The sequence below is a fragment of the Pokkaliibacter sp. CJK22405 genome (assembly GCF_046614695.1).
Classification (GTDB): domain Bacteria; phylum Pseudomonadota; class Gammaproteobacteria; order Pseudomonadales; family Balneatricaceae; genus Pokkaliibacter.
The window spans coordinates 1-25,012 of record NZ_JBKKHQ010000029.1 but is presented as its reverse complement, the minus strand read 5'-3'; the positions used below and the strand labels follow the sequence as shown (position 1 = coordinate 25,012).

Annotated in this window: 23 protein-coding genes and 1 tRNA gene; 11 read left to right on the top strand and 13 right to left on the bottom strand. The window is 50.0% G+C overall.

The features are described 5' to 3' along the window. The first annotated feature begins 92 nt into the window (after positions 1-92). Positions 93-557 carry a bacterioferritin gene (gene bfr / locus ACKC9G_RS18190; RefSeq protein ID WP_411408067.1) on the top strand — a complete coding sequence of 155 codons (465 nt, stop codon included), beginning with the start codon at positions 93-95 and terminating at the stop codon, positions 555-557. Positions 558-633: 76 nt separating this feature from the next. Here the strand turns inward: bfr and ACKC9G_RS18185 are convergent, their stop codons facing one another. Beyond that, positions 634-1,902 (bottom strand): HD domain-containing phosphohydrolase, encoded by a 1,269-nt coding sequence (locus tag ACKC9G_RS18185; protein ID WP_411408065.1) that lies wholly within the window; start codon positions 1,900-1,902, stop codon positions 634-636. A 189-nt stretch (positions 1,903-2,091) separates the two neighbouring features. On the opposite strand from ACKC9G_RS18185, the gene ACKC9G_RS18180 reads away from it, so the two are divergent. From ACKC9G_RS18180 to ACKC9G_RS18170, 3 genes are all read left to right on the top strand, one after another. Beyond that, the gene (locus ACKC9G_RS18180; protein WP_411408063.1) at positions 2,092-2,529 is read left to right on the top strand and encodes a carboxypeptidase-like regulatory domain-containing protein; all 438 of its coding nucleotides are present in this window, start codon (positions 2,092-2,094) and stop codon (positions 2,527-2,529) included. Between the two features lie 164 nt (positions 2,530-2,693). Next, positions 2,694-6,728, top strand: coding sequence for a PAS domain-containing protein (locus tag ACKC9G_RS18175; protein WP_411408061.1), 4,035 nt, complete (start codon positions 2,694-2,696; stop codon positions 6,726-6,728). Between the two features lie 296 nt (positions 6,729-7,024). After that, entirely contained in the window at positions 7,025-7,618 is a 594-nt protein-coding gene (locus tag ACKC9G_RS18170; protein WP_411408059.1) for a YitT family protein, read from the top strand. A 34-nt stretch (positions 7,619-7,652) separates the two neighbouring features. Here the strand turns inward: ACKC9G_RS18170 and ACKC9G_RS18165 are convergent, their stop codons facing one another. Continuing rightward, positions 7,653-8,411 carry a substrate-binding periplasmic protein gene (locus tag ACKC9G_RS18165; protein WP_411408129.1) on the bottom strand — a complete coding sequence of 253 codons (759 nt, stop codon included), beginning with the start codon at positions 8,409-8,411 and terminating at the stop codon, positions 7,653-7,655. A gap of 214 nt (positions 8,412-8,625) precedes the next feature. After that, the gene (locus ACKC9G_RS18160) at positions 8,626-8,889 is read right to left on the bottom strand and encodes a DUF1289 domain-containing protein (RefSeq protein ID WP_411408057.1); all 264 of its coding nucleotides are present in this window, start codon (positions 8,887-8,889) and stop codon (positions 8,626-8,628) included. 168 nt (positions 8,890-9,057) lie between these two features. On the opposite strand from ACKC9G_RS18160, the gene ACKC9G_RS18155 reads away from it, so the two are divergent. Further along, entirely contained in the window at positions 9,058-9,600 is a 543-nt protein-coding gene (locus ACKC9G_RS18155; protein WP_411408127.1) for a cupin domain-containing protein, read from the top strand. Between the two features lie 61 nt (positions 9,601-9,661). Here ACKC9G_RS18155 and ACKC9G_RS18150 read toward each other — a convergent pair whose 3' ends face one another. The 5 genes from ACKC9G_RS18150 to purM all read right to left on the bottom strand — a co-directional run bounded on the left by ACKC9G_RS18150 (position 9,662) and on the right by purM (position 14,147). Further along, positions 9,662-11,185, bottom strand: coding sequence for a diguanylate cyclase (locus ACKC9G_RS18150; protein ID WP_411408055.1), 1,524 nt, complete (start codon positions 11,183-11,185; stop codon positions 9,662-9,664). 103 nt (positions 11,186-11,288) lie between these two features. Next, a complete protein-coding gene (locus tag ACKC9G_RS18145; protein ID WP_411408053.1) occupies positions 11,289-11,552 on the bottom strand; it encodes a YfcL family protein in 264 nt (87 codons plus the stop codon). Between the two features lie 19 nt (positions 11,553-11,571). Further along, on the bottom strand, positions 11,572-12,258 hold the full coding sequence (locus ACKC9G_RS18140; RefSeq protein ID WP_411408051.1) for a DUF3108 domain-containing protein: 687 nt from the start codon (positions 12,256-12,258) through the stop codon (positions 11,572-11,574). 192 nt (positions 12,259-12,450) lie between these two features. Next, positions 12,451-13,098 carry a phosphoribosylglycinamide formyltransferase gene (purN, locus tag ACKC9G_RS18135; RefSeq protein ID WP_411408049.1) on the bottom strand — a complete coding sequence of 216 codons (648 nt, stop codon included), beginning with the start codon at positions 13,096-13,098 and terminating at the stop codon, positions 12,451-12,453. Continuing rightward, positions 13,098-14,147: a phosphoribosylformylglycinamidine cyclo-ligase gene (gene purM / locus ACKC9G_RS18130; protein WP_411408047.1), complete on the bottom strand. Its 1,050-nt coding sequence runs from the start codon at positions 14,145-14,147 to the stop codon at positions 13,098-13,100. Before purM ends, purN begins: the two co-directional genes overlap by 1 nt. A 211-nt stretch (positions 14,148-14,358) precedes the next feature. Here purM and ACKC9G_RS18125 point away from each other — a divergent pair, with 211 nt between their 5' ends. Genes ACKC9G_RS18125 through ACKC9G_RS18110 form a run of 4 tightly spaced genes read left to right on the top strand, consistent with a single transcriptional unit; the run spans position 14,359 to position 17,525 of the window. Then, positions 14,359-15,459: a DUF2066 domain-containing protein gene (locus ACKC9G_RS18125; protein WP_411408045.1), complete on the top strand. Its 1,101-nt coding sequence runs from the start codon at positions 14,359-14,361 to the stop codon at positions 15,457-15,459. Continuing rightward, positions 15,452-16,582, top strand: a complete 1,131-nt coding sequence (locus ACKC9G_RS18120) for an AI-2E family transporter (protein ID WP_411408043.1) — start codon at positions 15,452-15,454, stop codon at positions 16,580-16,582. The genes ACKC9G_RS18125 and ACKC9G_RS18120 overlap by 8 nt, the downstream gene beginning before the upstream one ends. A gap of 9 nt (positions 16,583-16,591) precedes the next feature. Then, positions 16,592-17,305: a DnaA regulatory inactivator Hda gene (gene hda, locus ACKC9G_RS18115; protein WP_411408041.1), complete on the top strand. Its 714-nt coding sequence runs from the start codon at positions 16,592-16,594 to the stop codon at positions 17,303-17,305. A gap of 16 nt (positions 17,306-17,321) precedes the next feature. Next, positions 17,322-17,525 carry a hypothetical protein gene (locus ACKC9G_RS18110; RefSeq protein ID WP_411408039.1) on the top strand — a complete coding sequence of 68 codons (204 nt, stop codon included), beginning with the start codon at positions 17,322-17,324 and terminating at the stop codon, positions 17,523-17,525. An 86-nt stretch (positions 17,526-17,611) separates the two neighbouring features. On the opposite strand, the gene rluB is transcribed toward ACKC9G_RS18110, so the two are convergent. From rluB to ACKC9G_RS18095, 3 genes are all read right to left on the bottom strand, one after another. Further along, on the bottom strand, positions 17,612-18,469 hold the full coding sequence (gene rluB / locus ACKC9G_RS18105; RefSeq protein ID WP_411408038.1) for a 23S rRNA pseudouridine(2605) synthase RluB: 858 nt from the start codon (positions 18,467-18,469) through the stop codon (positions 17,612-17,614). Positions 18,470-18,591: 122 nt separating this feature from the next. Then, positions 18,592-19,692, bottom strand: coding sequence for an extracellular solute-binding protein (locus ACKC9G_RS18100; protein ID WP_411408037.1), 1,101 nt, complete (start codon positions 19,690-19,692; stop codon positions 18,592-18,594). A 241-nt stretch (positions 19,693-19,933) separates the two neighbouring features. Then, positions 19,934-21,163: a polyhydroxyalkanoate depolymerase gene (locus tag ACKC9G_RS18095; RefSeq protein WP_411408035.1), complete on the bottom strand. Its 1,230-nt coding sequence runs from the start codon at positions 21,161-21,163 to the stop codon at positions 19,934-19,936. A 259-nt stretch (positions 21,164-21,422) separates the two neighbouring features. On the opposite strand from ACKC9G_RS18095, the gene ACKC9G_RS18090 reads away from it, so the two are divergent. After that, positions 21,423-23,186 (top strand): GNAT family N-acyltransferase, encoded by a 1,764-nt coding sequence (locus ACKC9G_RS18090; protein WP_411408033.1) that lies wholly within the window; start codon positions 21,423-21,425, stop codon positions 23,184-23,186. On the opposite strand, the gene ACKC9G_RS18085 is transcribed toward ACKC9G_RS18090, so the two are convergent. Together ACKC9G_RS18085 and ACKC9G_RS18080 are read right to left on the bottom strand one after the other, a co-directional pair. After that, a complete protein-coding gene (locus ACKC9G_RS18085) occupies positions 23,134-23,667 on the bottom strand; it encodes a tRNA-uridine aminocarboxypropyltransferase (protein ID WP_411408125.1) in 534 nt (177 codons plus the stop codon). The genes ACKC9G_RS18090 and ACKC9G_RS18085 overlap by 53 nt on opposite strands. A 77-nt stretch (positions 23,668-23,744) precedes the next feature. Beyond that, complete coding sequence (locus tag ACKC9G_RS18080; RefSeq protein ID WP_411408031.1) at positions 23,745-24,512, bottom strand: hypothetical protein; 768 nt, start codon at positions 24,510-24,512, stop codon at positions 23,745-23,747. Between the two features lie 423 nt (positions 24,513-24,935). Here ACKC9G_RS18080 and ACKC9G_RS18075 point away from each other — a divergent pair. Beyond that, positions 24,936-25,011, top strand: a tRNA-Glu gene (locus ACKC9G_RS18075). Position 25,012 lies beyond the last annotated feature (1 nt).

The window sequence follows — 25,012 nt, the reverse complement described above, 5'->3', positions numbered from 1 at the left end:
GATCAAATGAGGATTATTTGATCTGGTGCTTATATACTCCCTGAACAATTCAAATATCAGCAGGAATTAGGCTGAGCGAAAAGGAGACCGTGATGAAGGGCGATCCCAAGATGATTGAGTGCCTGAACAAGGTGCTTGGCAATGAGTTGGTAGCGATTAACCAGTACTTTCTGCATGCGAAAATGTACAAAAACTGGGGCCTGACCAAGCTGGCAGATCACGAATATCATGAGTCTATCGATGAGATGAAGCATGCGGATCTGCTCACTGACCGCATTCTGTTTCTGGAAGGTATCCCGAACCTACAGGATCTGGGCAAGCTGCTTATTGGTGAAAATATTAAAGAAATGCTGGAGTGCGATCTCAAGGTAGAGATGGTGGCCCAGCAGGATCTGCGCGAGGGTATTGCCTACGCGGACAGCATTCGCGATTACATCAGCCGTGACTTGCTGAAAAACATTCTGGATTCTGAAGAAGAGCACATCGATTGGCTGGAAACTGAGCTGGGTCTGATTGATCAGCTGGGTATGCAGAATTACCTGCAAGCCAAAGTGTGAAAAAGACGATGTGGTAAAAAAGGGCATTAGCCCTTTTTTTATGTCTGTTCAGTAAGGCGGGTTCTGTTGAACTGGATTAGGTCACTTTGACTCCTGAATGCTGAACGACGGCGACGCGGAGGTCCGGTTGAACACGCTCCTGATAGCCCTGAACTTTGGCAATCAAACGCTCTGTCAGCTCCGTTCCTTTGGTCAGTAACCGAATGCCATTGCGTGCGTAAAGGTTTTTTCCTATGCGCATTCCCGGCTGCAGCTCCTGCACTTCCAGCAACGCAATAAACTGCTGCTGACCCAGATGATAATATTCCTTGAGTACCTGCCCCAGAGCATCGATCAGTTCGTAGGGATAAAACACGTTTTTAACAGACTCAAGTTTTTCCAGTGTCAGTTTGATAGCGCGTTCGCTTTCATCTTCCCCAAGTAACTCATCAAAGTACGTCACCAGACCAACAATCAGAGCGCCTTCACTGATAGCACCACCGGCTAAGCGGTAGGGATATCCAGAGCCATCAATATGTTCTCGGTGCGCAAGGATAAAGTCACTGGCTACACTCAGCTCTTCGACTTCCATGAGAGCAGCACTGCTCAGAATCGGATACTGCTCCAGCAGGGCCTTGTCATGAGGATTGAGCGAGCGATAACGAAGATGGGTGATATTGCGCGGCATGCCCAGGCGGCCAATATCATGTAGCAAAGTGGCGTAATACACCTGTCGTGCCAGCTCAGTTTCCAGTTGCAGATGTTTGGCGAGAAGTCGGCAATAAATTCCTGCGCGAAAAGGTCGGTCTTGTAACTGGGACTTCACCCCTTCAAGTAACCGGGCGAAGGCTTCAATAGTGCTGGTATAGGTATCTTTTAATGCTTCGTTGGATTCATCAACAAAGCTTAATGCCTGCTCTAATTCTGATTTGAGTGCTTTGTTGGCTTTTGCCAGGGTATAGAGAATTTGTGCTTGCCGGTGCTTTGCCTGAGAAACCTTAATGCCGGATTCGAGCATTTGACGTAGCGCCTGTATTTCTACCGGCTTTTGCAGAAAACCATGGATTTTTCCCCGATTGACCGCATCAATGGTGCTATCCATATCGGCATAGCCCGTCAGAATAATACGCACACTGTCGGGGCGTAATGTGGCCGCCTGCTCCAGAAACTCAACGCCATTCATTTCAGGCATTCGCATATCGCTGACAATGAGGTCGATATTCTGCTGCTCCAGTAAATTGACCGCTTGCGTTGGGGATGACTCGAAATGCATCTCCCATCCTGACTGTCTCAGGTTGCGCCGCAATGCTTCCAGCAGACTGACTTCATCATCCAGAAACAGGACATGGGGCACTCTTGATTTCATAGTCCTCCCGGCATGATTGGGATACCCTGTAAGAATATAACCAAGGCTTTACTGCTATCTTTATAGTTGAGCCAATGGGGATTTGACAGAGTTATAGGCTGATAATGGAATATCCTTTGGCGATTTCATCATGAATGTTGATTCAGAGTCGTATTGCATCACCTACAGCCACTATTTCAGGGAAGTGAGATGAAACGGAGATTTATTACAAAACCAGCGGCAAATCTGATCAAGGCTTTGCGGTGCCTGCCGTTATTAATGCTAATGGCCGTGATGGCTGGTTGTTCTTCTATGAACTCAGAAAAAGTTGCTCAGGAGCCAATAGGCGACGGAAACATGATGTGTACTCAGGTCATGGTGCCTGCCATGCAGGTAAGTGTGACTGACATGACAGGACAGCCAGTGTGTGGTGCCAAAGTTATGGCTATTCATAATGCGAATGCAGAGCCTCTCTCTGCTAATGGCATGGATTGTCATGTGTATGAAGGGCGCTATGAGCAAGCGGGTCAGTATGATGTAAGTATTTCCGCTGCAGGCTTCAAGTCTCAGTTACTCCCGGGTGTTCATGTGGCTAAGGGGGCATGTCATGTCGAAACACAGCGAATTAACGTCACATTGAAACCCTGACCCTGCTGCGGCGACTCAGTACAGAAGATAACTTTTTGAGATGCGCTGAGAACGATGGGAGTTATCGTGCAGGGTGAGGGCAGTAAGCTCAGGTTGATCAAATTGCAGTGGCTTAACGCCAGGGAATAGTCCAGAGGTTTCAGTGGTGAACGAAGTGGGCCGGGATGTCTGACATCGCTATTAATGCGCTGATTTTTTTCTTACTGGCAGTCTTCAGCCAGATTATTGCCGGAGAGCCGGGGCAGTCTGTTTGTCTCTGGCTGCCTGTCGCCTGGGGGATTTGCTCCTGTCTCCGTCAGGATTCCCGCTTCTGGGGGCGCTATGTTCTCATCTACTCTCTCATTTCTGCGGTTGTATTGTTTGCCCTCAACGGGATGCAGGGGGCTGTACTTTTACAAGTGCTACTCGGCAGGGCAGTAGAGATTCTCCTACCGCTGCTACTGCTTAAACGCCTGGGGATGTATCCGTTAAACGAGCGCTTGGGGGCAGAGAGAATTCTCACGATTCTCCTGATATGCATCTTCACTGGCTCATTCTTAACAGCGTTATTCCTTGCCAAAATCCGCGTTGATAATGGCATTAGCAATTATCTTCAGGCTTTTGGTGACATGTGGCTTGGTGGTGCCTGCGGCCTGGCGCTTCTGCTTCCTGTTGGAGTTATGGGATCCCGACAGGTTCTTAAAGAACTCCTGCAACCCAGATCGTTGATTCACTTTGCGATTATCTCTTTCCTATTGCTGATCATCAGTTTGGGTATTTTCAGCTGGTTGCCAACACCTTTTACCTATCTGATGATTCCTTTGATTGTTTTGGCAATGTCTCTGGGAGGGTTTAAAGCTTCGCTGGCGGCTCTCTGTGTCGGTTTTATCATTAGCGTGCTTTTACATCTTGATGCGCTAAACCTTTCTTACATTTCTGATACTGACTCGCCCCGCAGCCTCTGGGCAGCATTGGCGGTTTCGGGATTGATCACCGCATTGCTGGGTGTCATGCGCGATACCTTGAAGGATCGTGGGCGCCGTCTTCGCGAGAGTGAAAGCCGCTACCGTGGGGCTCTTACCTATTCCTCTACCGGCTTTCTGATTTGTTCCCCGGAAGGCAAGATTCTGGATGTGAACCCCTATCTCTGTTCGGTGTTGGGGCTTCGCAGTGATTCCCTGCACCATAAGCCCCTAACGGATATTGTTCATACCTCTGACCGGCGGATCATGAAGGATGCACTTCAGGCGCTGCGTTATGGCACGGGTATCTACCGCAATGTTGAGCTGCGGTTAATTGATGGTGAGGGGAATATTTGTTGGTGTCGCGGTCGCCTATCAAAACCTGCTCGCAGTCAGGAGTTTATTCTCCAGCTGGAGGACATCAGTGAGTCCGTGGTCAATCAGGCTAATCTGCGCCGCCTGACGGAGCGCTTCTCGTTAGCTCAGCGGGCCATGAAGCTCGGGGTCTGGGATATCAATCTCGAAACACAGGAAGTGTTCTGGGATGAGTACATGTATGAGCTCTATGGCATTGAGGACGAGGAGTGGGTGCCCACGCTGGATAGCTGGCGGTTAATGATCAACCCGCAAAGTCAGCCTTCTGAGATATGGGTTGCCGAAGTAACCCGAGATGCGTCGTTGAATGAAATTAATCGCCGCTATCGCCTTGTGGCACCTGACGGACGAGTCCGCGTTCTGCAAAGCGCCAGCCTGATTCTGCGGGATGATCTTGGACAAGCAGTTCGAATCGTTGGAGTGAACTGGGATATCACCGATCAGAGCGCAACCCAGGAGCGCCTCGAGGCGCAGGATCGCTCCTTGCAGCTTGCGCTGGTAAGCGCCAATGCGGGTGCCTGGGAATGGGCGATCGACTCGGATGATGGCTGGTGGGCCGATAGTGTTTATCAGATGTTTGGCCTGGAGAATCACGGAATCCCTCCGGACCATTCAATGTGGATCAACTGCGTCCACCCTGATGACAGGGAGCGAGCAGAAGCGACGCTGTTCCGGTCACTGGATACAGGCGTGGCCTACAGTATCGAGTATCGCGTGGTCTGGCCTGATGGCAGTGTTCACTGGATTAAAGACAGTGCCAATGTTGAGCTGGATACTGAAGGCAAAGTGACGCGCTTTTATGGCGTCAATATCGATATCACTGCCAGTAAGGAGATCGAGCAGGCGCTGAGTAAGGCGAGGGCGCAATTACAGGGCATTATCAATGCTGCGACTGAAGTGTCGATTATTGCTACGGATCTCAATGGTGTTATCACGGTCTTTAATACTGGCTCTGAGCGGATGCTTGGATATTCGGCGCAGAGTGTCGTTGGCCGAATGAGTATTGCGTCTTTCCTGTTGGAAGATGAGGCCAAGGCACGCCGGCAGGTGTTAAGCCATGAGCTAGGCTATGAAGTTGAGTTGCGCTCGGTGATGACAGAAAAAGCCTGTATCCGGGGAGGGCGTGACGTTAACGAATGGCACTATCAGCGACGCGATGGCTCAGCGGTTTCTGTCGTCGTTGCCACCACGGGATTATTTGATACCCAGGGACAACTAACCGGTTTCCTCTCTATTGCCAATGACATCAGTTCCCTGAAGCAAGTACAGGATGATCTTTCCAGTGCCAAGAATCAGGCCGAGTCGGCTAACCGAGCCAAAGGTCAGTTTCTGGCGAATATGAGCCATGAAATTCGAACGCCGCTAAATGCTGTCCTGGGGATGGCCCAGCTCCTTCAGAATACGCCGGTCACCGAAGAACAAATGGATTATCTGCGGATGATCTCAAGCTCAGGTCAGGCACTGCTGGCTATTCTCAACGACGTACTGGACTTCTCTAAGATTGAGGCTGACCGGTTAGAGCTATCGCCCTCTCAGGTAGAGCTTGATGAGGTCATTGATACCGTCGCTTCGGTGATGGCAGTTAACAGTGCTGATAAGGACGTTGAGCTGATCGTTGATATTCAGTCATCGGTTCCAGGCAAAATTTTCTGTGACGGGCTTCGGCTTAAGCAGATTCTGATGAACCTTTGCAGTAATGCCATCAAGTTTACTCATCAGGGGGAGGTTCGCCTGACGCTGGACTTTGAGATGGGGCATGATGGTAAGAACTGGCTGCTGTGTGAGGTTCGAGATACGGGTATTGGTATGACACCGGCTCAGCAAAGCAGGCTTTTCGTCCCCTTCAATCAGGCGGATAACTCCATGACTCGACGCTTTGGCGGTACTGGGCTGGGTTTAGTTATCAGTAAGCGCCTATTGGAGTTGATGGGTGGCGAGCTGGAAATGCAGAGTGAGCTTAACCGTGGCACCTGCTTTAACGTACGCCTGCCGGTGGTGATGACAGAAATGCGCCGCCCCGCGAGTGCTTCCTGCCACGTTATTTTGCTCAGTGCTGATGGCAAGGTGCGTAATACACTGCGCACTTTTGTTCAGCGACTGGGATGGCGGGTATCCTGCTGCAGTATTGATGATCTGGCTGATCAGGATGAGATGGCGAATGCCATCATTGTTGACTCCAAACAGCCACTGGAGCAGTTAGCAAGCATTCTTGACGAGTTGCCGGAGTTTCAGCGTATGCCGGTGCTGCTGATGCTGCGTAAAAGCAGTGATCGTCCCCGCATTCCGTCCACTCTTTCAATTGGTTATACCTTCACTGCACCCTTAACCCCTTCAAAAATGCGTGCGGCGATGAAGTTGGTTCTGGAGCAGTCCTCTGAAATTACGCCAGCAGAAGCGCCATCGCCTGTTGCGTCAACAAGTTCGATAAAAACGCAGCCTGACTACGTTGCTCATTGCCTGTTGGTAGAGGACAACATCGTGAACCAGAAAGTGGCGATCAAGCTACTGGAAAGGCTTAGCGTGTCTGTGGATGTGGCTGAAAATGGTGCTGTTGCTCTGGATAAACTGCGTGAAAATGCCGGGCGATATGACTTGGTGCTAATGGATGTGCAAATGCCTGTCATGGATGGCTTTGCCGCAACACGTGCTATTCGCCATGAACTCAAACTGGCCATTCCTGTCATTGCGTTAACGGCGGGGGTTCAGGAGTCAGAGCGCCAGCAGTGTTATAGCTGCGGTATGAATGACTTCATTCCCAAGCCCGTGAATCTTGCCGTGATGTATGAGGTGTTGCATCGTACCTTGCCAGATCGCGCCTTTCCTTCGAGTATCAAAGCGATGTTCACAGCAAACCAACGCGATAAAGCTCCCCAGAGCTTCTAACAACGATCGTCTTCGAAGACTTTTTCTTCCTGTATTCTGTTTTGGTGCTCATGCAGCTTGTGCGATGAAAATATGCGTCATTATGGGGTTTAATGTTCAATATTTTTAGACATAATAGACGCATCTGTGACCCAGAAAGTCGGCAACTGTAGTAGTCGGGTAATATTGATCTGACTGGCACAAAAGCTGCTTTGCATATTCAGGACAATTGCGTTGTCCCATGCACGTTCGTTCGGAAGCCTCTTCAAAAGAGAGGGAACCAAAGACTATGCCGCCAAAAGCGGAGGAGATTGGGAATGATTTTTACACACCGCTGGCTTTCCATTCTGGAGGGCTGTCTGCTCGTTGCCTTAGGCATTCACCTTCTGAATTCATCTCACTTGTTGATTAGCGGTACTGCCGGTCTGGGCCTGATTGCTCAGCACCTGAGTTCTCTGACGTTTGGTGAGCTTTTCTTTATCCTGAACCTGCCTTTCTCCATTCTGGCGATCCGCTATATGGGCAAGGATTTCACCATTCGCACTTTTATTAGCATCTCACTGCTATCGGGTTTGTCTGAGCTGATGAGACGCTATCTGGATTTCACTATTAGTGAGCCCATCATGTCGGCAGTGTTGGGAGGGATGCTAATCGGCTTCGGTCTGATTATTCTATTTCGCCATCAGTCATCACTGGGCGGTTTGAATATTCTGGCGATGTACCTTGAACGTCGTTTTGGCATTCACGCCGGTAAGACGACGCTGGCTGGGGATGTTGTCATTGTCACATTAGCACTGTTTGTCTTTGAGCCAGTGCAGGTGATGTACTCGCTGGTTGCTTTTGTATTTATGAGTTCTGTGGTGGGCCGCTACCATCGACCACCTGCCTGGGCCAAAGTTCAGCAAGCCTGAGGTATGTTTCCCCGCTCTTCTCCGATGAGCCTGCTTACTCAGGCAGGTTCATCTGCTCGTTATAGTTCTTCTGAGCCGTCTCCAGCATCTTTTCGAGTGTGCCATCATCCGTCATCTTCTGAAGCTCGGCGTTAATTTCAGGAAGGAGTTTGACGTAGGGGCTTTTTTTGGAAATCTGCGCGTAGAGATAAAGTGTCATGACGGGTTGATCGAGGGCTATAAACTTGTCAGCGAAACCTAGCTTTTTAATCGCGTTAGAAGTGCTGTAGTAGCTACTGACCAGAGCATCAACGCGCCCGCTTTCAAGCAGCTTATAGCTCTCTATTCGACGTGTGACATAGTGAATATAGGCATTTGCCAAGCGCCAATGATCGAAATCCTGACCCTGTGATTCACCATAAATTTCGACAAAGTTTTTGCCTTTCAGATCATCCCACTCTTTGAAGGGAAACGTTTTGTCTGCTCTGACAAATACTTTTGTGGGATCCGCGTGGATTGGAACGCTGGTGAAGTCTGAGTAGGCTTTTCGCTCATCAGTGATATAAGCGGCACAGATTACGTCTATTTCACCTTCTGCGAGCGCTTTCTGCGCCCGTTTCCACGGTCCAACGTAACGTGAATGGCTATCTACACCCAGACGGCTAAGCACCTCACGCATCACATTAACAGCCATTCCTTCAATGTGATCACCATTACGCCACATAAAGGGAGCGTATTCCTGGTGACCGCTGAGAATGGCTGGGCGAGTACTGCTCTCTGTTGCCAGTGCGGCAGTGCTGCAAAGGCTGAACAAGATCGGGGCCAGTAAAGGGAAGAGTTTTCTGGTCAAGAGTCTCGTGTCCTATCCGTCAAGATGGGCTATAGCTCAACGTTAAGCGGAGGGTCGGAAGGGTGCAAGCCTCTGGCGGCAGAATTAAGGGGAATATCTTGATAATGTGAAAAGTTGGTACATTAAAGTGTTTTTGCGTAAACCCTAAACACTTCGATGATGGGATGTAGCGACATAATTATTCTGTAAAGAGATCCGGCTCCGGAGCTTGTGAAGCAGCCTGTTGCTGAGCTTTAGCCTCACGCAGGAGGCGTATTTTCCTTCTATACCTTTGCTTACACAGCTGAATAACATGCAGTTTTTCTGTATTAGAAAACTCATTCCATTGAAAGCGCTCTTCGCGCTTACGCATGCATCCCTTGCACAATCCTCTTTCGTCCACGGTGCAGACGCCTGCGCAAGGGTTCGGAATAGGGGCATCAAAGAGGTCTAGCTGATTCATAAGTATACAAACGACCTTTAACTTTGATTACATAATGACCAGTCAACACGATTTGTCCAGTGCTCAGGGGAATGTGCCTTGCGCCTTTACGTTTGTGCAGCTTAAATAGTCATCATTGTTTAATATTCTTAACACTCTTAGCGTCATCAATAAGGTAAGACTATGTCGATTGATGTAGGGGAGCGGCTCAAAGAGGTTCGCAAACAGCAGGGCTTGTCTCAGCGTGAATTGGCGAAACGTGCAGGCGTTACTAACAGTACGATTTCTCTGATTGAGCAAAACCGTGTCAGCCCTTCAGTCTCTTCATTAAAGAAGGTGCTGGATGGCTTACCGATGACGTTACAGGAGTTCTTTACTCTTGATGTGCCACAGAAGAAACAGTACTTCTATTCGGCTCAAGAGCACCCCAATCTCGGCCACAGCAATATTGCGCTGAAAGTTGTAGGGTATCACTATCCCAACCGCACTCTTTCTGTCCTGCACGAGTTTTATCCGCCAGGTTCAGATACCGGCGAAGATATGTTGACCCATGAAGGTCAGGAGGGAGGTGTCGTCATTCAAGGGTTGCTGGAACTGACTGTGGATGGTGAAACCCGGGTGCTGGGTAAAGGTGACGGATATTTTTTTGATAGTCAGCTACCTCACCGTTTTCGAAACCCCGGCACTGAAGAGTGCATTGTTGTGAGTGCGAATAATCCTCCATCGCTTTAACCGGTGCTAATGCAAATCGAATAAAAAAAAGCCCCTGAATGTTCGGGGGCTTTTTTATTGATCAGGCCGGCGTTGTTGCCTCTGATGGGCGTCCAGGCTGTCGGTAAACCTCAATCCGATTTCGTCCAGCGTGTTTAGCCTTATAAAGCATTTTATCTGCCGCGGTTGTTAGTGCCTGTGCATCTTCAAAGACATGGTTCTTGTCATGACAGGCAACACCAATTGAGGTGGAAATCCTAATTTGGTTTCCATCCACCGAAGAGCAGGGCAGAAGGCCGATGCCTTCATGCAAACGTTCTGCTAGACGCTGAGCGTTATCAAGGCTGGTATCTGGCAAGAGAATCAGGAATTCTTCACCGCCATAGCGGCAAACGATATCACTACGTCGTAGCTGCTTCTCAAGATAACGGGCAACGCACTTGAGTACATCATCTCCAGAGGTATGACCGTAGTTATCATTAATCTCTTTGAAATTATCAAGGTCGATAAAGAATGCTGTTAAAGACCAGTTGCGAAGGACTGCTTCGTTAAACTCAAGTGCGATGATCTGATCTAAATAGCGGCGGTTATAAAGGCCAGTTAATGGATCGCGCTTAACTTGTTCTTCCAGCTCACGCTTTTCTTCTTCCAGTACTTCTATCTTCTCTTTCTCGCGCCGGATTTCGCGCAGAAGAGTCAGGTTCCGAATAGCCAGAACTTCTGAGGCGGTTTCCTGAATTTGTTCTGCTTGCTGGGAATTGAATAGCTTCAGATCGAAGAGGGTGCCGAAGCCTTCCATTTGAGTAGTGATAAAGTCGATGATGCTCTGAAATTGCTCATCGCTCAGCTGAACCAGCTTCTGATTAGCGATCATGGCGGTGAACGATGCCTGACGAACGCTAGGGTGCAGCCAGATATCTGCAATGCGCCCGGATAATGCGATGACAGACATAAACTTGCACTTATCTTCATCATCATCAGTGATGGTGAGGTCATCGCTGAACTGGACTGAATCGCAGAGTAGCTCCGGGAAATTCCAGCGTTTCAGCAACCAATGGCCAACTTCAGTATGGTCGGTATTAAATATTTGTCTTTCCAGACGCAGGATGTCCTGATGGGTTTTGGTTTCCTGCAACATGCCAAGATATTCACTATCGACAGCGTCAAATGCCAGAATCCCAATATCCTGTAGCAGAGCAGCCAGAAAAAGATCTTCTACATTAGGCAGATGGTGTAACTGGCCAATCAGACGAGCAACAATCGAGGCAATAAAGCTGCGTTTCCAGAGCTCAAGGAGTCGGGAGCCATCAGAGGGGCGAAGATTCTGGATGATGCTAAAGGACAGTGAAAGGGTAATAACACTATGCAGGCCCAGTTTGATGATGGCCTGGCTCAGGTTCTGGGTTTTATGTAGCTGACCATACAGTGGCGAGTTGGCCACCCTGATCACTTTTGCTGCCAGCGCGGGATCTTTACTGATGATGGTTTCAATATCATCAGGATCCAGATCAGGTTGCCCGGCGGCATCCACTAGTTGGATGGCCACTGTTGGAAGGCTGGGAAGTTTAGTGCATTGCTTGAGCCGTTGCTCGAACCGCTGGTCCATTGACTGTCTCTTTCTGGGCCAATTACCTACAGCTTAAGAAAAGCCAAGCCAACATAAAACAAAAATCATCAAACTGGCGTTATATGTCAGCGTGTATGCGCTTTCAGGCTGCTTTTTGTACTTGCTGCCAGAGACCCAGAATCTGGGTTTTATCATCCTCACTCAAGCGATCAACTGCCAGACTGGCATCCAGCGCTTCATCCATGCGCGCCTTGAATTCTTCTTTGGAATCTCCTTCATCTGCAAGGATCAGGCTAACGTGACCCAGCAGATAGGAGTAAGCATAGAGTGCGTCATCCGGTGCATTGTGTTCCATACTCCGAAGCTGCTCTTCTGCCGCTTCACCAAACACGTAATATTCAGACATCGTAGACTTCCAGGTTGGATCATTTAAGCGACTCAAGCAGTAATCGATAGGTTTTATCATCCTTTTCAATCTGCTCAAGTTTAACAATTTGATAGTTGAGGCTTGGTGCCAGCCAAATCGTTGTCTCGCGATTGGCATCTTCTTCCCTGACACGTTTTAAAACAACGGTGTCAAAGGTACCCGCTGGCGTTTTTACCTGCTCTTGGCCAGTGATCCTGAAGCGATAATCTTCAAGTTTACCGCCTCCTGCGACCGGGTAGGTGAAGGTTTTTGCCCCTTTATTGATATCAAATAATAATTGGGCCTGATAGCTCAGCTTATCCTGAGCATCTGCGGGAATATCCATGCTCCAGGGTTTGGATTGCACCAGGTTGTGCACACGGTTTTTGTTCCAGTCAAAATCCAAAATAGCCTGACGTTTGCTACCAAGTACCTTACGGAGAAACTCATAATGCGTGGGTACTACCTGGGAGTTGTCTTTGACTTCAAATGTTGTTGTCTCTCGCAGGCTGGCAAGTGCGTGGGTAATAAAGATATCAAGCTTCCAATGAGTCGCATCAATTTGGGTTAGCGTGCGTGTGGCCTTCGCATTCAGCTCAATACCAGCATCAATTTCAGCGCTATATTCTGCTTTGAATGCTTCAAGCGGAGCGGCATAGGATGATGGCGCTACGATGAGCAGCAGAGCAATCCAAAATGTTTTCATGTCGGGACCTTTGTACTTAAAACTGACTTCTCGACCAGTACTCATCGAGTGGTTAGGCAGGTTGTATGCTGCACTTGTGATACTGGTGGTAACTAGATATTGAGGAAAAGTTCAGTCTTATCAAGTTGATACCATATAAATGATAAAAACGGCCTGAAGCCGTTTTTATTGGAGATGACTGTAATGAGCCTTTTAGCAGCTTTCAAGCTCGTATCGATAACCGCTTCGTTCCAGAGGATGGTCATCCAGTATTACCCGGCCGTTCTCAAGAGCAACCCGGCCCCGGCAAAACCATTCAACGGCCATGGGATAGATCTTGTGCTCGACTTGATGAACGCGCGAAGCAAGCTCATCCTCAGAGTCGCTTTCCAGAATCGGCACCACGCCCTGAATCAGTAGCGGGCCGCCATCAAGCTCCTCTGTTACAAAGTGCACCGTCGCGCCGTGGCGTTTGTCTCCGGCTTCGAGAGCCTGGCGGTGAGTGTGTAACCCTTTATACAAAGGCAAAAGTGAGGGGTGGATATTGAACATGCGGCCTGCATAGTGGCGCGTGAACTCAGGCGTAAGAATACGCATAAATCCAGCCAGAACGACCAAGTCAGGTTCATAAATGTCGATCTGTTCCTGCAACGCTGCGTCGAAGGCTTCGCGGCTATCAAAGGCCTTGTGCGAAAGTGTTAAGGCATCAATGCCTGCTTTTTTCGCACGTTCTAAGCCCATGACTTCTGCGCGGTTAGAAATAACCGCACAGATAGTGCCGTAGTCCTGATCTTGCAGATGATCAATAATCGCCTGCAGGTTACTTCCGCTACCAGAGATCAGTACAACAATACGCTTCATTAGATCTCGACCTGCTCGTCGCCTTCGGTGGCATCAGCAATCTGGCCAATAACCCAGGCGTTTTCGCCAGCAGCGGTCAGTTCCGCCAATGCTTTATCGGCGGCTTCAGCAGGTACGCAAATAACCATGCCCACGCCGCAGTTAAAGGTGCGATACATTTCGCGCTGTTCGATATTACCCTCTGCCTGTAGCCATTTGAAAACAGCAGGCAGTTCCCATGAGGCAGCATCTAGTACCGCCTTGGCATTTTTAGGCAGAACGCGCGGAATGTTCTCAAGCAGACCGCCGCCGGTGATATGTGCCAGTGCATTAACCTGCACACTTTTCATCAGGCTTAGCAGATTTTTAACGTAGATGCGGGTAGGTTCCATCAGCGCATCTGCCAGTGACTTATCGGTGCCTTCCAGTGTTTTGGAAAGGTCCGCGCCACTCACTTCAATAACTTTGCGTACAAGAGAATAGCCGTTGGAATGAGGACCGCTGGAAGCCAGAGCGATCAGAGTGTCACCACTCTTCACTTTGCTGCCATCAATAATTTCAGACTTCTCAACAACGCCGGTACAGAAGCCTGCCAGGTCGTAATCTTCACCCTCATACATGCCTGGCATTTCGGCAGTTTCTCCGCCAACCAGCGCGCAGCCAGCCAGCTCACAACCTTTGCCGATGCCACCCACTACGTCAGCGGCAATATCAACGCTCAGCTTGCCAGTTGCGTAGTAGTCCAGGAAGAAGAGCGGTTCTGCACCAGCAACCACCAGATCATTCACGCACATGGCCACCAGATCGATACCGATGGTGTCATGCTTTTTAAGATCCATGGCCAGACGTAATTTGGTACCTACACCGTCGGTGCCGGAAACCAGAACCGGCTGGCGGTAGCCTGCGGGAATTTCACAAAGCGCGCCGAAACCACCAAGACCACCGAGAACTTCTGGGCGCTTGGTGCGTGCCGCAACCCCTTTGATGCGATCGACCAGTGCGTTACCGGCATCGATGTCTACGCCAGCATCTTTATAACTCAGAGATTTTTTTTGCTCAGTGGAGGTCATTGTCCTCGATCCAACGCTATCAAAGTGAAGAGGGTTCGGGTTCTGTCATCAAGCAACGACGGCCCGTATCGGGGTGTCATAAGACGGTGCGCTAGTTTATCAGCAAAGCGCATGGTGAGCGATAGATTATCCTCATCCTTTGCGCACTGTGGAACTGTCTTTACCGTCAGATGTCCTTAGAATAGAGCATTCTAACAGGGGAAGGGGTCGGATGTTGAATAAGCTAGAGAGAACGCATAACCCAGTTCGATCATCATTCTCGATGCCCGGAGCCGGCTTTCTAAAGCTCGTCGCTGTTCTGCTGGGGCTAAGCTCACAGGTACATGCGCAGGTGATAGAAGACTATGCCAGTGCTCAGGTTAGCATGACTGCCAATGATGCTACTCAGCAAGCTGCTGCACAAAAAGCAGGGGTTCAGCGTGTTTTGCTGCGTCAGCTAGGCGATGCGGATCTCATGAAGAACCCCTATGTGCTGCATGCGCTGGATAAGCCTGATGACTACATTCGCGACTATCAGGTGTTAAGTGTCGATAATAGTAAAGCGCCTTATGCACTGGCATTGAATGTTGATCAGGGAGCGCTGGATAAGCTCTACCAGCAAGCCAGTCTGACTGCCTGGCCCGTAAATCGTAGCAAAGTTGTTCTCTGGCTCGCTGTTCAGCAAGATGATGGCGATAGAGTCCTGGAAACGAACTCTCCGCTGGCGGTCGCACTGCAACAGCAGGCGCAGTTGAGAGGGGTGCCTTTTGTTCGACCGTTGCTGGATCTTCAGGATGAGCTAGCCATTGATGCGAGTCGTGTCTGGGGAGGTTTCAAGCAGCCTGTTCAGGACGCCTCTCGGCGTTATGAAGCTGATGCTGAGCTGATTGGGCGCCTGACTCGTAATGGCGATAATTGGGAAGGCCGCTGGCGGCTCATGTTGCCAAGTGGTGAGGATAAGGACTTTGGCCTTACTGCCGCTGATCGTGAAGAGATGGCGGAGAAAGTCATGGATAAGGCGGCCACGTTGCTGTCAGCAGAAAGTCGTCTGGCGCAGGCCAGTCAGGGAGGAGCTTATTTTCTGACGGTGAGCAATATTACGGATTTTAATCGTCTCCAACGCTTGGAAAACCGTTTGGCGTCCCTACCTTTGTTATCATCGTATGAATTGAATGCTGTCAGTAAGGATCAGGTAGAAGTCAAAGTGCTGACCGGCGCTGAGCGACAGACATTAATCAATGCCCTGACCAGGGATGCTGCTCTCAGTCTAGTGATTGGGGGAGATGAGCAACACATCAATCTTCGCTGGCAAGGAGCCTCGACTGATGAATGAACTGCAAAAGCGCTGGACACTTGCGCTTATCGCCATCGCGGCGGTGATGATCTATCTGCTCTTACCTATCCTGTCTCCCTTTATTGCAGGCATGCTGATTGCCTATATGGCTGACCCTATCGCTGATCGTCTGGAAGCCAAGGGGCTAGGAAGAACAGCGGCTGTGGTGGTCGTATTTGTGGTGATGACACTGCTTATGCTGGCCGTGATGCTGTTGGTCATTCCCAGTTTGGGGAGACAGTTAGAGACGCTGGTTGAGTTGATTCCTCAAGGCTGGGCCATGGCTCAGCAGAAGTTTATCCCCATGATTGAGCATTGGACTGGCGTTGATATTAACGGCTCTACCGCCGATAAGGCGAAGAAAGCCATTGCAAGCAACCTGTCTCAGACCACTGATGTGGTGGCGATGCTCATCGCCAAAGCGACCAAGTCCAGCCTTAGTATGATTACCTGGTTTGCCAATCTGGCGTTGGTGCCTGTCGTCACCTTTTATCTTCTGCGTGACTGGGATGTCATGGTTGAACGCTTGAGGGAAAGTCTACCGCGCAATATTGAGCCTATGATCAGTACCTGGGCCAAAGAGTGTGATGAGGTGCTTGGTGCCTTTGTTCGTGGTCAGTTGACGGTTATGGGATGCCTTGCCGTGATCTATGCTATCGGCCTGGCTCTTGTTGGTCTTAAGTTGGCATTACTGATCGGTGTTCTGGCTGGCCTTGCGAGTATTGTTCCTTATCTTGGGGTCATTGTAGGCCTGGGAGCTGCACTTCTGGCGGCGCTGATGCAGTTCGATACCATGCTGCCACTGGTATGGGTGTGTGTGGTTTTCGGGGTTGGCCAGATGCTGGAAGGAATGGTGCTGACGCCTAATCTGGTCGGCGACAAAATCGGACTTCACCCCGTTGTTGTCATTTTTGCGGTTCTGGCTGGCGGGCAGCTGTTTGGCTTTGTCGGCGTTTTGCTGGCGCTTCCCGTTGCTGCTGTGATCCGTGTATTGCTTGCTCATGCCTTCAAGGGCTACAAATTAAGCGCGCTCTATCATAATGACTCGCTTCACTATTCGGAGCTGTCGAGCGACAATCCCCCGGAGGATCCACATCTTTCTGATCGTAAAGCAGATTCCTGAGGAGGTGCTGTGAGATCAAAGCGCCACTCGGCCCCCATCCAGCTACCTTTGTGGCTTCGTCTGCGTGACGATGCCACGCTGGGAAACTTCTACCCTGTTGGTAATGAAATGCTGGTGGATATGCTTCAGCGCCTGTTTGATACCGGCTCTGAGTCATGTCTTTACCTTTGGGGCAAGAAAGGAAGCGGCTGTAGCCATCTTTTGCAGGCCGCTTGTCACATGGCCGACAGTCAGGGAAAGCGCTCTGTCTATTTGCCGCTGGCGGAGCTCGCCGATTACCCGGTATCCGTGCTTGAAAATCTTGAGCAGCTGGATCTGATCTGCATCGATGACATACAGGCAATTTCCGGTACACCGCAGTGGGAGACGGCACTTTTTCATTTGTTTAACCGCGTGCGAGATGCGGGTAAGAAGTTGGTAATGGCGGGTGAGATGCCTCCTCGGCAGTTACAGCTTGATCTTCCTGACCTCCACTCCCGGCTGAGCTGGGGAGTGGTCGTGCAGGTTAAGGAGATGGGGGATGAAGATAAACTTCAGGCTCTTCAACTGCGTGCACGAGTGCGTGGCATGGATCTGCCGGATGATGTCGCCCGTTTTATCCTCTTTCGCTGTCCTAGGGATATGAAAGGGATGTTTACGGTGCTCGACCGTTTGGATGATGCCTCCCTGACCGCGAAGCGTAAGCTGACGATTCCTTTCGTTAAAACCACCATGAACTGGTAGCTGTTGGAGATTGATCTTGGCTGCACGTGAACAACGCGACTTTTTACGACGTCCTGCTGATGAGCAGCAAGACTTCCTTACTCAAACATGGTGCGACCAGTGTATGGAAGCTGATTTGGGGATGACTGATCCGCAGGAATATAAAGAGCAAGGTATCGTCTTTATTGAGGGAAAATGCACGAAATGCGGGCAAGCGGTAATCACTGAAATTGAAGACTGACAATTTTTAAATGTAATGCTCAGTATCTGTGCTGAACAAAAAAGGAGCCAACGGCTCCTTTTTTATTTGAGTGCTTCAATCCTGAATTAGCCGTTATCAATACGGCCCTTCTTGCGCGGATTAAAGCCAGGACGTTTAGGCTGCTTGCGTTGCTGACGCTCAAAGGCTGCCTGCTGCTGTGCAGATTTGGCAGGGATCTTCTTGCGAGGCATGCCAGCCATGTCGAAAAGTACGTTTGCATCCTTTTGCGCCAGCTCTTCCCACTGGCCAGCACGCAGACGGCTGGGAAGGAAAATGTGTCCAAAGCGAACACGTTTTAGGCGGCTGACCTTCACGCCCTGAGACTCCCAAAGGCGACGTACTTCACGGTTACGGCCTTCCATCAATACGCAGTGGTACCAGCGGTTGATACCGTCACCATCAAAGAACTGGATATCTGTAAAACGGGCAGGGCCATCATCCAGCATGATGCCTTTGCGCAGGGTGTCGAGCATCTCGTCAGTGACTTCGCCCATAATGCGGACTGCGTATTCGCGGTCAATCTGGGTGGAAGGGTGCATCAGTTTGTTGGCCAACTCACCATCGGTGGTGAAAATCAGCAGGCCGGAGGTATTAATGTCCAAACGGCCAACGGCAATCCAGCGTTCACCTTTCACCTTCGGTAGGCGCTGAAAAACAGTCTGGCGGCCTTCAGGATCCTGGCGGGTAACCAGCTCACCCTCTGGCTTGTTATAAATCAGGATGCGTGCAGTGTGTTGTTGCAGCTGTTCATCGCGAAGTTCCTGACCGTCAAAGATGATACGTTCCTGGCCGGTGACACGATCACCCAGACGGGCAATCTGTCCATTCACGGTTACTCGACCATCAGTGATTGCGGTTTCCATTTCGCGGCGGGATCCAAAGCCTGCTCGGGCAAGGACTTTCTGCAGTTTTTCGTCATTCATATGCTTGTCTCTTTAACCGCCTCACGGCGGGGAGGGATGTGGCGGCAAGTATAGCAAAGGCTACTTTTCTTGCAGCAATAAAAAAAGGGCGGTCATAGCCGCCCTTTCTCAAGCTGGCCGTTTTAGTGGCCGCTGGTTACGCCAGTCCAGACGCGAGTCATTACACGCTGAAGTTTGGGGCCTTTAGGCTGATAGACGTACAGGTTGTTCTGCACTTCTTCAGAGGGATAAATGCCAGGATTATCCAACACTTCTTTATCAACATACTGCTTGGCTGCCTTGTTGGCGTTAGCGTACATGACGTAGTTGGAGACATCCGCAATGACTTTTGGCTCCATCAGGTAGTTCAGGAACTTCATTGCCAGTTCAGGGTGCTTGGAATCTTTAGGAATGGCGAATGAATCGACCCAAAGCTGAGCACCTTCTTTTGGAATACTGTAGGCAATGTTAACGCCATTCTTGGCTTCTGCTGCACGGTCGGCGGCTTGCAGCACATCGCCAGAGTAGCCAATCGCTACACAGATATCGCCGTTAGCCAGATCGTTGATGTACTGAGATGAGTGGAAGTAGCGAATATAGGGACGCACTTTCTTCAGCATCGGCTCAACAACATCCTGGTAGTCTTTGCTGTCTTCGCTATTAGGATCCTTGCCTGCATATTTCAATGCGGAAGGCAGTATCTCGGTGGGGGCATCCAGGAAGGCTACACCACAGCTGGCCAGCTTTTTCATGTTCTCTTCGTCGAAAACCAGACTCCAGGAGTCAACCGGGGCATCCTCCCCCAGGACTTCTTTTACTTTGTCGACGTTATAGCCAATACCGGTCGTGCCCCACATATAAGGGATAGCGTATTTATTGCCTGGATCGAAGGACTCCATGCTCTTCATCAGGCCCGGGTCCATGTTGCTGATATTCGGTAGTTGGGATTTATCCAGTGGCTGGAATGCACCCACCTGAATTTGACGCTGCAGGAAAGCGCCAGTGGGAACTACCAGGTCATAGCCGGTGTTGCCAGACAGGACTTTGGCTTCCAGCATTTCGTTGCTATCGAAAACGTCGTAAACCACCTTGATGCCAGTTTCTTTTTCGAAGTTGCTCAGGGTGTCTTCGGCAATGTAGTCAGACCAGTTATAGATGTGCAGGGTGTTGTCTTCATCTGCCGCATGAGCTGCTGCAGCGGCCAGGGCAAGAGCACTAAAAGCAAGGTGAGAAAGTCGGATCATGATTAATCGTCCAGCTGTAGAGCAAGATGAATGAGCCAGCAGCAATGCTGCATAACGGGGAAGCAAAATATTCTCAATGACTGCTATTTAAGCAGGAAGCAGGCCAAAGAGGAGGTTGCCACCGGGTGAAGCGACATACATTGCAAAACTTATCAGTGAACGATGGGCTCTGCCAACGAAAATTTCGTTTCGCTGGCAGAGGATATTGAAGGGGTGGAGAGCAGGTCATGCCCTCTAGGGGTTAGTGCTTGCTTGGTGAATGGGTTGCCATAAAAGATTTGATACGGGGGCCAACCTCACCACGAAATTTACGCCCATTAAAAATGCCATAGTGCCCAACACCTTTTTGGACATAGTGCTCACGTTGTTCATCTTTAAGGCCAGTGCACAATTTTTGTGCGGCTGCAGTTTGCCCCTGACCCGTAATGTCATCCAGCTCACCTTCAACGGTCATTAACGCTGTTTGTTGAATTGCGCCAAGATCAATCTTTTCACCGGCAAAGGTCATTTGGCCCTTTGGTAGATCATGATTGATAAAGACCTTCTGAATGGTGTCCAGATAGAAGGCGGCAGGCAGATCCATTACGGCAAGGTACTCGTTATAGAACTTGCGATGCGCTTCGGCGCTATCACCATCACCCTGAATCAGGTCATTAAAGAACTTGAAATGCTTCTGAACGTGCAGGTCAGGGTTCATCATCAGAAAACCACTGAGCTGGATAAATCCCGGGTAGACTTGCTGCCCTGCACCGGGATAGATATCCGGCACGGTGCAGATCACCTTATTTTTAAACCAGTCAATATCGCGTTCAGCGGCATAGTCATTCACTTCAGTTGGACTGATACGGGTATCTACCGGGCCGCCCATCAGAGTAAGTGTCAGTGGCTGAAAGGCTGATTTGTCCTGGGCCATTTTGGCGCAAGCAACAAGGGCCGGCACGCTGGGCTGGCAAACAGCGACCATGTGCACTTCTGGGCCGAGTAGCTCAATAAACTCAATCAAATAGCGCACATAGTCATCAAAGCTGAATTCACCTTCGGTGGCGGGCACATCCCGAGCGTTACGCCAGTCGGTGATATACACCTCATGATCAGGAAGGAAGTGCTCGACTGTGCCACGAAGCAAAGTGGAGTAATGGCCGGAAAGCGGTGCGACCATGAGTACTTTTGGGTGTTTGTACTCGCCAAAACGGCGGAAGTGGATCAGATCGCAGAAAGGTTTGGCGAGAGCAGTCTCTTCATGAATGCGCACTTTCTTGCCATCAATCAGAGTATGGCTAATGTCAAAAGCAGGCTTTTCGTAGTTGTTGGTACAGCGCTCGAACAGCTCCATGCCTGCCAGTAGGGTTCTCCCCGCTGGAGTGTAAGGAAACAGGCTCCAAGGCAACGTTAACTGTTTTTGCAGTGCTTGAGTCCAAAGGTTCAGGGGTTTCAGCAGCTGCTGAGTCTGTGCATGCAGATCATAAAGCATGAGGCACTCCGTTAGTCAGCGTCCATGACTGGGAAGGGCGTCCCAAAAATTGTTGTGCAATGCAGCATAGAATAGACCTGCAGGTAAATGAGCGCAATCCAGCAAGGCGACAGCTTTCCCCTCAAGAGCGTCGCAAAACCGTCATCTGAGCGGGGTATGGTCGAGGTCATCAAGACTGTATCAATGTTGTGCGTTATTGAGTCTCGGCCGGCATGACTTAGGCGCGATGGACGATAGTGCACGACGTGCGGAGGCTCTCATGCTTAGCATTGAAAATGTGATCCAGAATAAGTATCCGTTGTGGCAACAGCGCTCAGCTCTTATTCAGAAGCCCGCGTTAACGCTGTTGAAAGGTTTGATTCACGAGCGGGAAATAAATGCTTTCTTTGAAAAGCATCCGCACAGTGAAGGATTTGATTTCCTTGATCGCGTTCTGGAGTACTTCAATTTCAGCTCACGCACGAGTCATCAGGATCGGGCGAATATTCCTTCCAGCGGTCGTGTGGTGATTGTTTCCAATCATCCGTTAGGATCGTTGGATGGCTTAGCCTTGCTTCAGCTGGTGGGTAATATTCGTCGGGATGTGAAGATTATTGCCAATGATCTTCTCAATAATCTTGAACCTCTTAGAAAGCTGCTGTTGCCCATCGATAACTTGTCACAAAAGGGTTATCGCCAAAGTATGCGTCACATTATGGATGCTCTTCTTGAGGAAGAGGCAGTCATTGTCTTTCCGGCAGGGGAGGTCTCGCGTGCTGGGATCACTGGCGTCAAGGACGGGAAGTGGCAAACGGGCTTTCTTCATTTTGCGCGTAAGACCAACTCCAGAATTTTGCCTATTCATATAGAAGGCAAGAACTCCTGGCTTTTTTACGGCATATCGATGGCGTACAAGCCCGCCTCCATGCTGATGCTTCCCCATGAGATGTTCCGGCAGCGCAATAAAGAGCTTTCAATTCGGATAGGCCAGCCGATCAGTATCATGCAGCTGGATCAGCTCCCCGTTAATAATGCGATGAAAGCGAAACTGCTTCGCAAGCATATTTATCGCCTGGGAAAAGGTAAGAAGCCGCTTTTTGAGACAGAGCACACCATTGCTCATCCCCAGAATCGGCAGGAGCTAAAGCGGGCGCTGCAGGAAGCAACCTGCCTGGGTGAAACCAACGATGGAAAACGAATTCTGCTTTACCTCTATCAACCGGACTCAGTGGTGTTGCGTGAGCTTGGCCGTTTGCGAGAAGAGGCTTTTCGACAAGTCGGTGAGGGCACCGGACTGCGTCAGGATACAGACCGCTATGATCGCTATTATCAGCATCTGATTCTGTGGGATGAGGATGCGCTTGAGATTGCAGGCGCCTATCGGTTAGGGCATGTCCCTGACATCGCTGTGCGTGGCGAGGCGTTATACTCGGCGGAGTTATTTCGTTACCGACCTGATATGCAGAGTTATTTCGATGAAGGTGTCGAGTTGGGGCGAAGCTTTGTGCAACCAAAGTACTGGGGAAGACGCAGCCTTGATTATCTCTGGCAGGGCATTGGTGCTTATCTGCGGGCGCACCCGGAAATTCGCTATCTCTTTGGACCGGTGAGTTTGAGTAGCCGTTATCCGCTGGCGGCCAGACAGTTGATCGTAGGCTATTACCGACGCTATTTCGCAGATACCGAGCACCTTGCAATGGCTAATGCCCCTTTTGTGATTCCTGCCAGAGAACAGCGCCAGATTGATGACCTGTTTGATGGGTTGAGTGCAGATGAGGGACTGATGGTGTTGAAAGAACAGCTGGCACACTACAACGTGACGGTACCTACGCTGTATAAACAGTACGCTGATGTCTGTGACTCAGGAGGCGTTCGTTTCCTCGATTTCGGTATTGATCCTGACTTTGGCTTCTGTGTGGACGGGCTGGTTTTAGTGGATACGCAAAAGCTGAAGCCTAAGAAGCGTCTTCGCTATGTGGGAGGAGAGGTTGCTACGGTTGAATGTCACCTCGAGAAAGGCGAAATGCCTGCTGGTATTGTCTGAAGCCACTCAGTAAGCGTATCGACGTTTGATTGTCTCCCGCAGCCTGGCAAAGCCGGGCTGCTGTCTCGAAGGTCGACAGCCCCTTATCCTCCTGATTTCGCCTCAGGTAAAACTCACTTTTTTCCATGACCTCAGCGCTTTCGAGCGAATAGCGTGGTAGCTCCTTAAGCCATGGTGTCTGCTGAAGCATTTTTCGGGCTTCCTGCCATGTGCCATCAAGAAGCAGTAAGGTCGGACGTGGTTGCGACGTGTTAACGGGCTGTAAAGTTAGCGTTGCTGCATGGCGTGAGTCAGCAGCTGAGGACTGAGGAAACACGAGCCAGATATGATCTTCTGAGGATATTTCAGCTTGGGTTAAATGACGCGACCAGGTAATAGTCGTAACTGCGTTTGTATGGCACCCCAGCCACCGGCCTGTATTATGCCAGCGGCGATATTCATTGGAGTGAGTCAGCAAAATCAGGTCGAAGGGCAGAGGCATTTTTTCTGAAGGGCAGCAACAAAATGGAGTTGCCATAGTGCAGATCGCACAGAAGTGCGGGTAGGGGCCTGAGCGGTTTAGTCTTCGTAATCCTGTTTGATGCGCCATTTGTTCTCTTCATCCGTGATGCGCTTCAGTTCGTCTTCAAGCTCATGCTTCTGTTTCTCCAACTCCATGTCCAGCTTGCGCTGAAGCTCAGATATCCGCTTTCGAATGGTTAAGACTCGGTCGTCAACGTTGCGGTATTTGGCTACTTGCTCATAGCCTTGTAAACATTGTCCGAGCATAGCCTTGGCGCTCTTCCAGTTTCCGCGCTGATCTGCACGTTGGGCAGAAAGCCAGGAAATATCCAAAGACACCAGGCGTGCTGTGAGCTTGAGATGTTGGACAAAATGCTGCGCCTGCTGATGAGAAAACAGGCGCTGTTCATACAGCGCTTTTACCAAGTCAGAGGAGTGTTTTAGCTGGCGCTTAACGACGACTGCCTGCTTCTCGGAGTAAAGAATGGGCTGGAGGGAGTCATCACTCTGGCCTTTTTTTGTTTCCAGCTCGGCGCGGCACTCACCCAGCGCTACGGAAGGTGTCGGGTCTTTAGGATCCAGTGAGCGTAGCTCATTCAAACGCGATATAAGTAGCTGAAGCAGGGCGATGTGAAGGGGGACGGGTAAAAAGCCATCAGGCATCTGCTGAAGATTATCTCGAATATGTCGCACCTGCTCTTTAATCGCCAGCGTGCGCTGGCGTTTCTTATTGCGGGCGTTCTCGAAAGACTGGCCAATGAGAGCCATTGCCACAAGGGCCATCACGCCGAGAATCAGAAAAATGGCAATATGAGTAGCAGTCATGTTGCTCTTAAGCTCTTGTTAGAGTGGGCCAGTAGCAAGGCATCTATATTAGGTGCCGCTGTATCGGCACTATTTCTTCTTAACTTCTATATAGGTATTACTAACGGCGGATTAAGAATGAACTTAACCTAAGGTGGTGCGCAAGCTCGATTATGGCATAGAACAATGTCAGGGTTGTCAGGTTTTTATCCACCTGGCTCCATACCTGAGTGATCGAGGCAGTTATCCAGTTGCATATCTTTCATCTTAATTAAGTCCTGCCAGTTCCTGGTCGTTATTACTGACTCCTTATTAAGAGTGGAAATGCTAAACGACTGAATCGAAAGAAAAGATTAAAGGAAATGCTTGACCGAGGGGAGGGTGCTGGGTAGTATACGCGCCCGCAGCAGTCGTCCGGGAACGGAAAAAACTGATGCGATGTGTGTCCCATTCGTCTAGTGGTCCAGGACACCGCCCTTTCACGGCGGTAACAGGGGTTCGAACCCCCTATGGGACGCCAA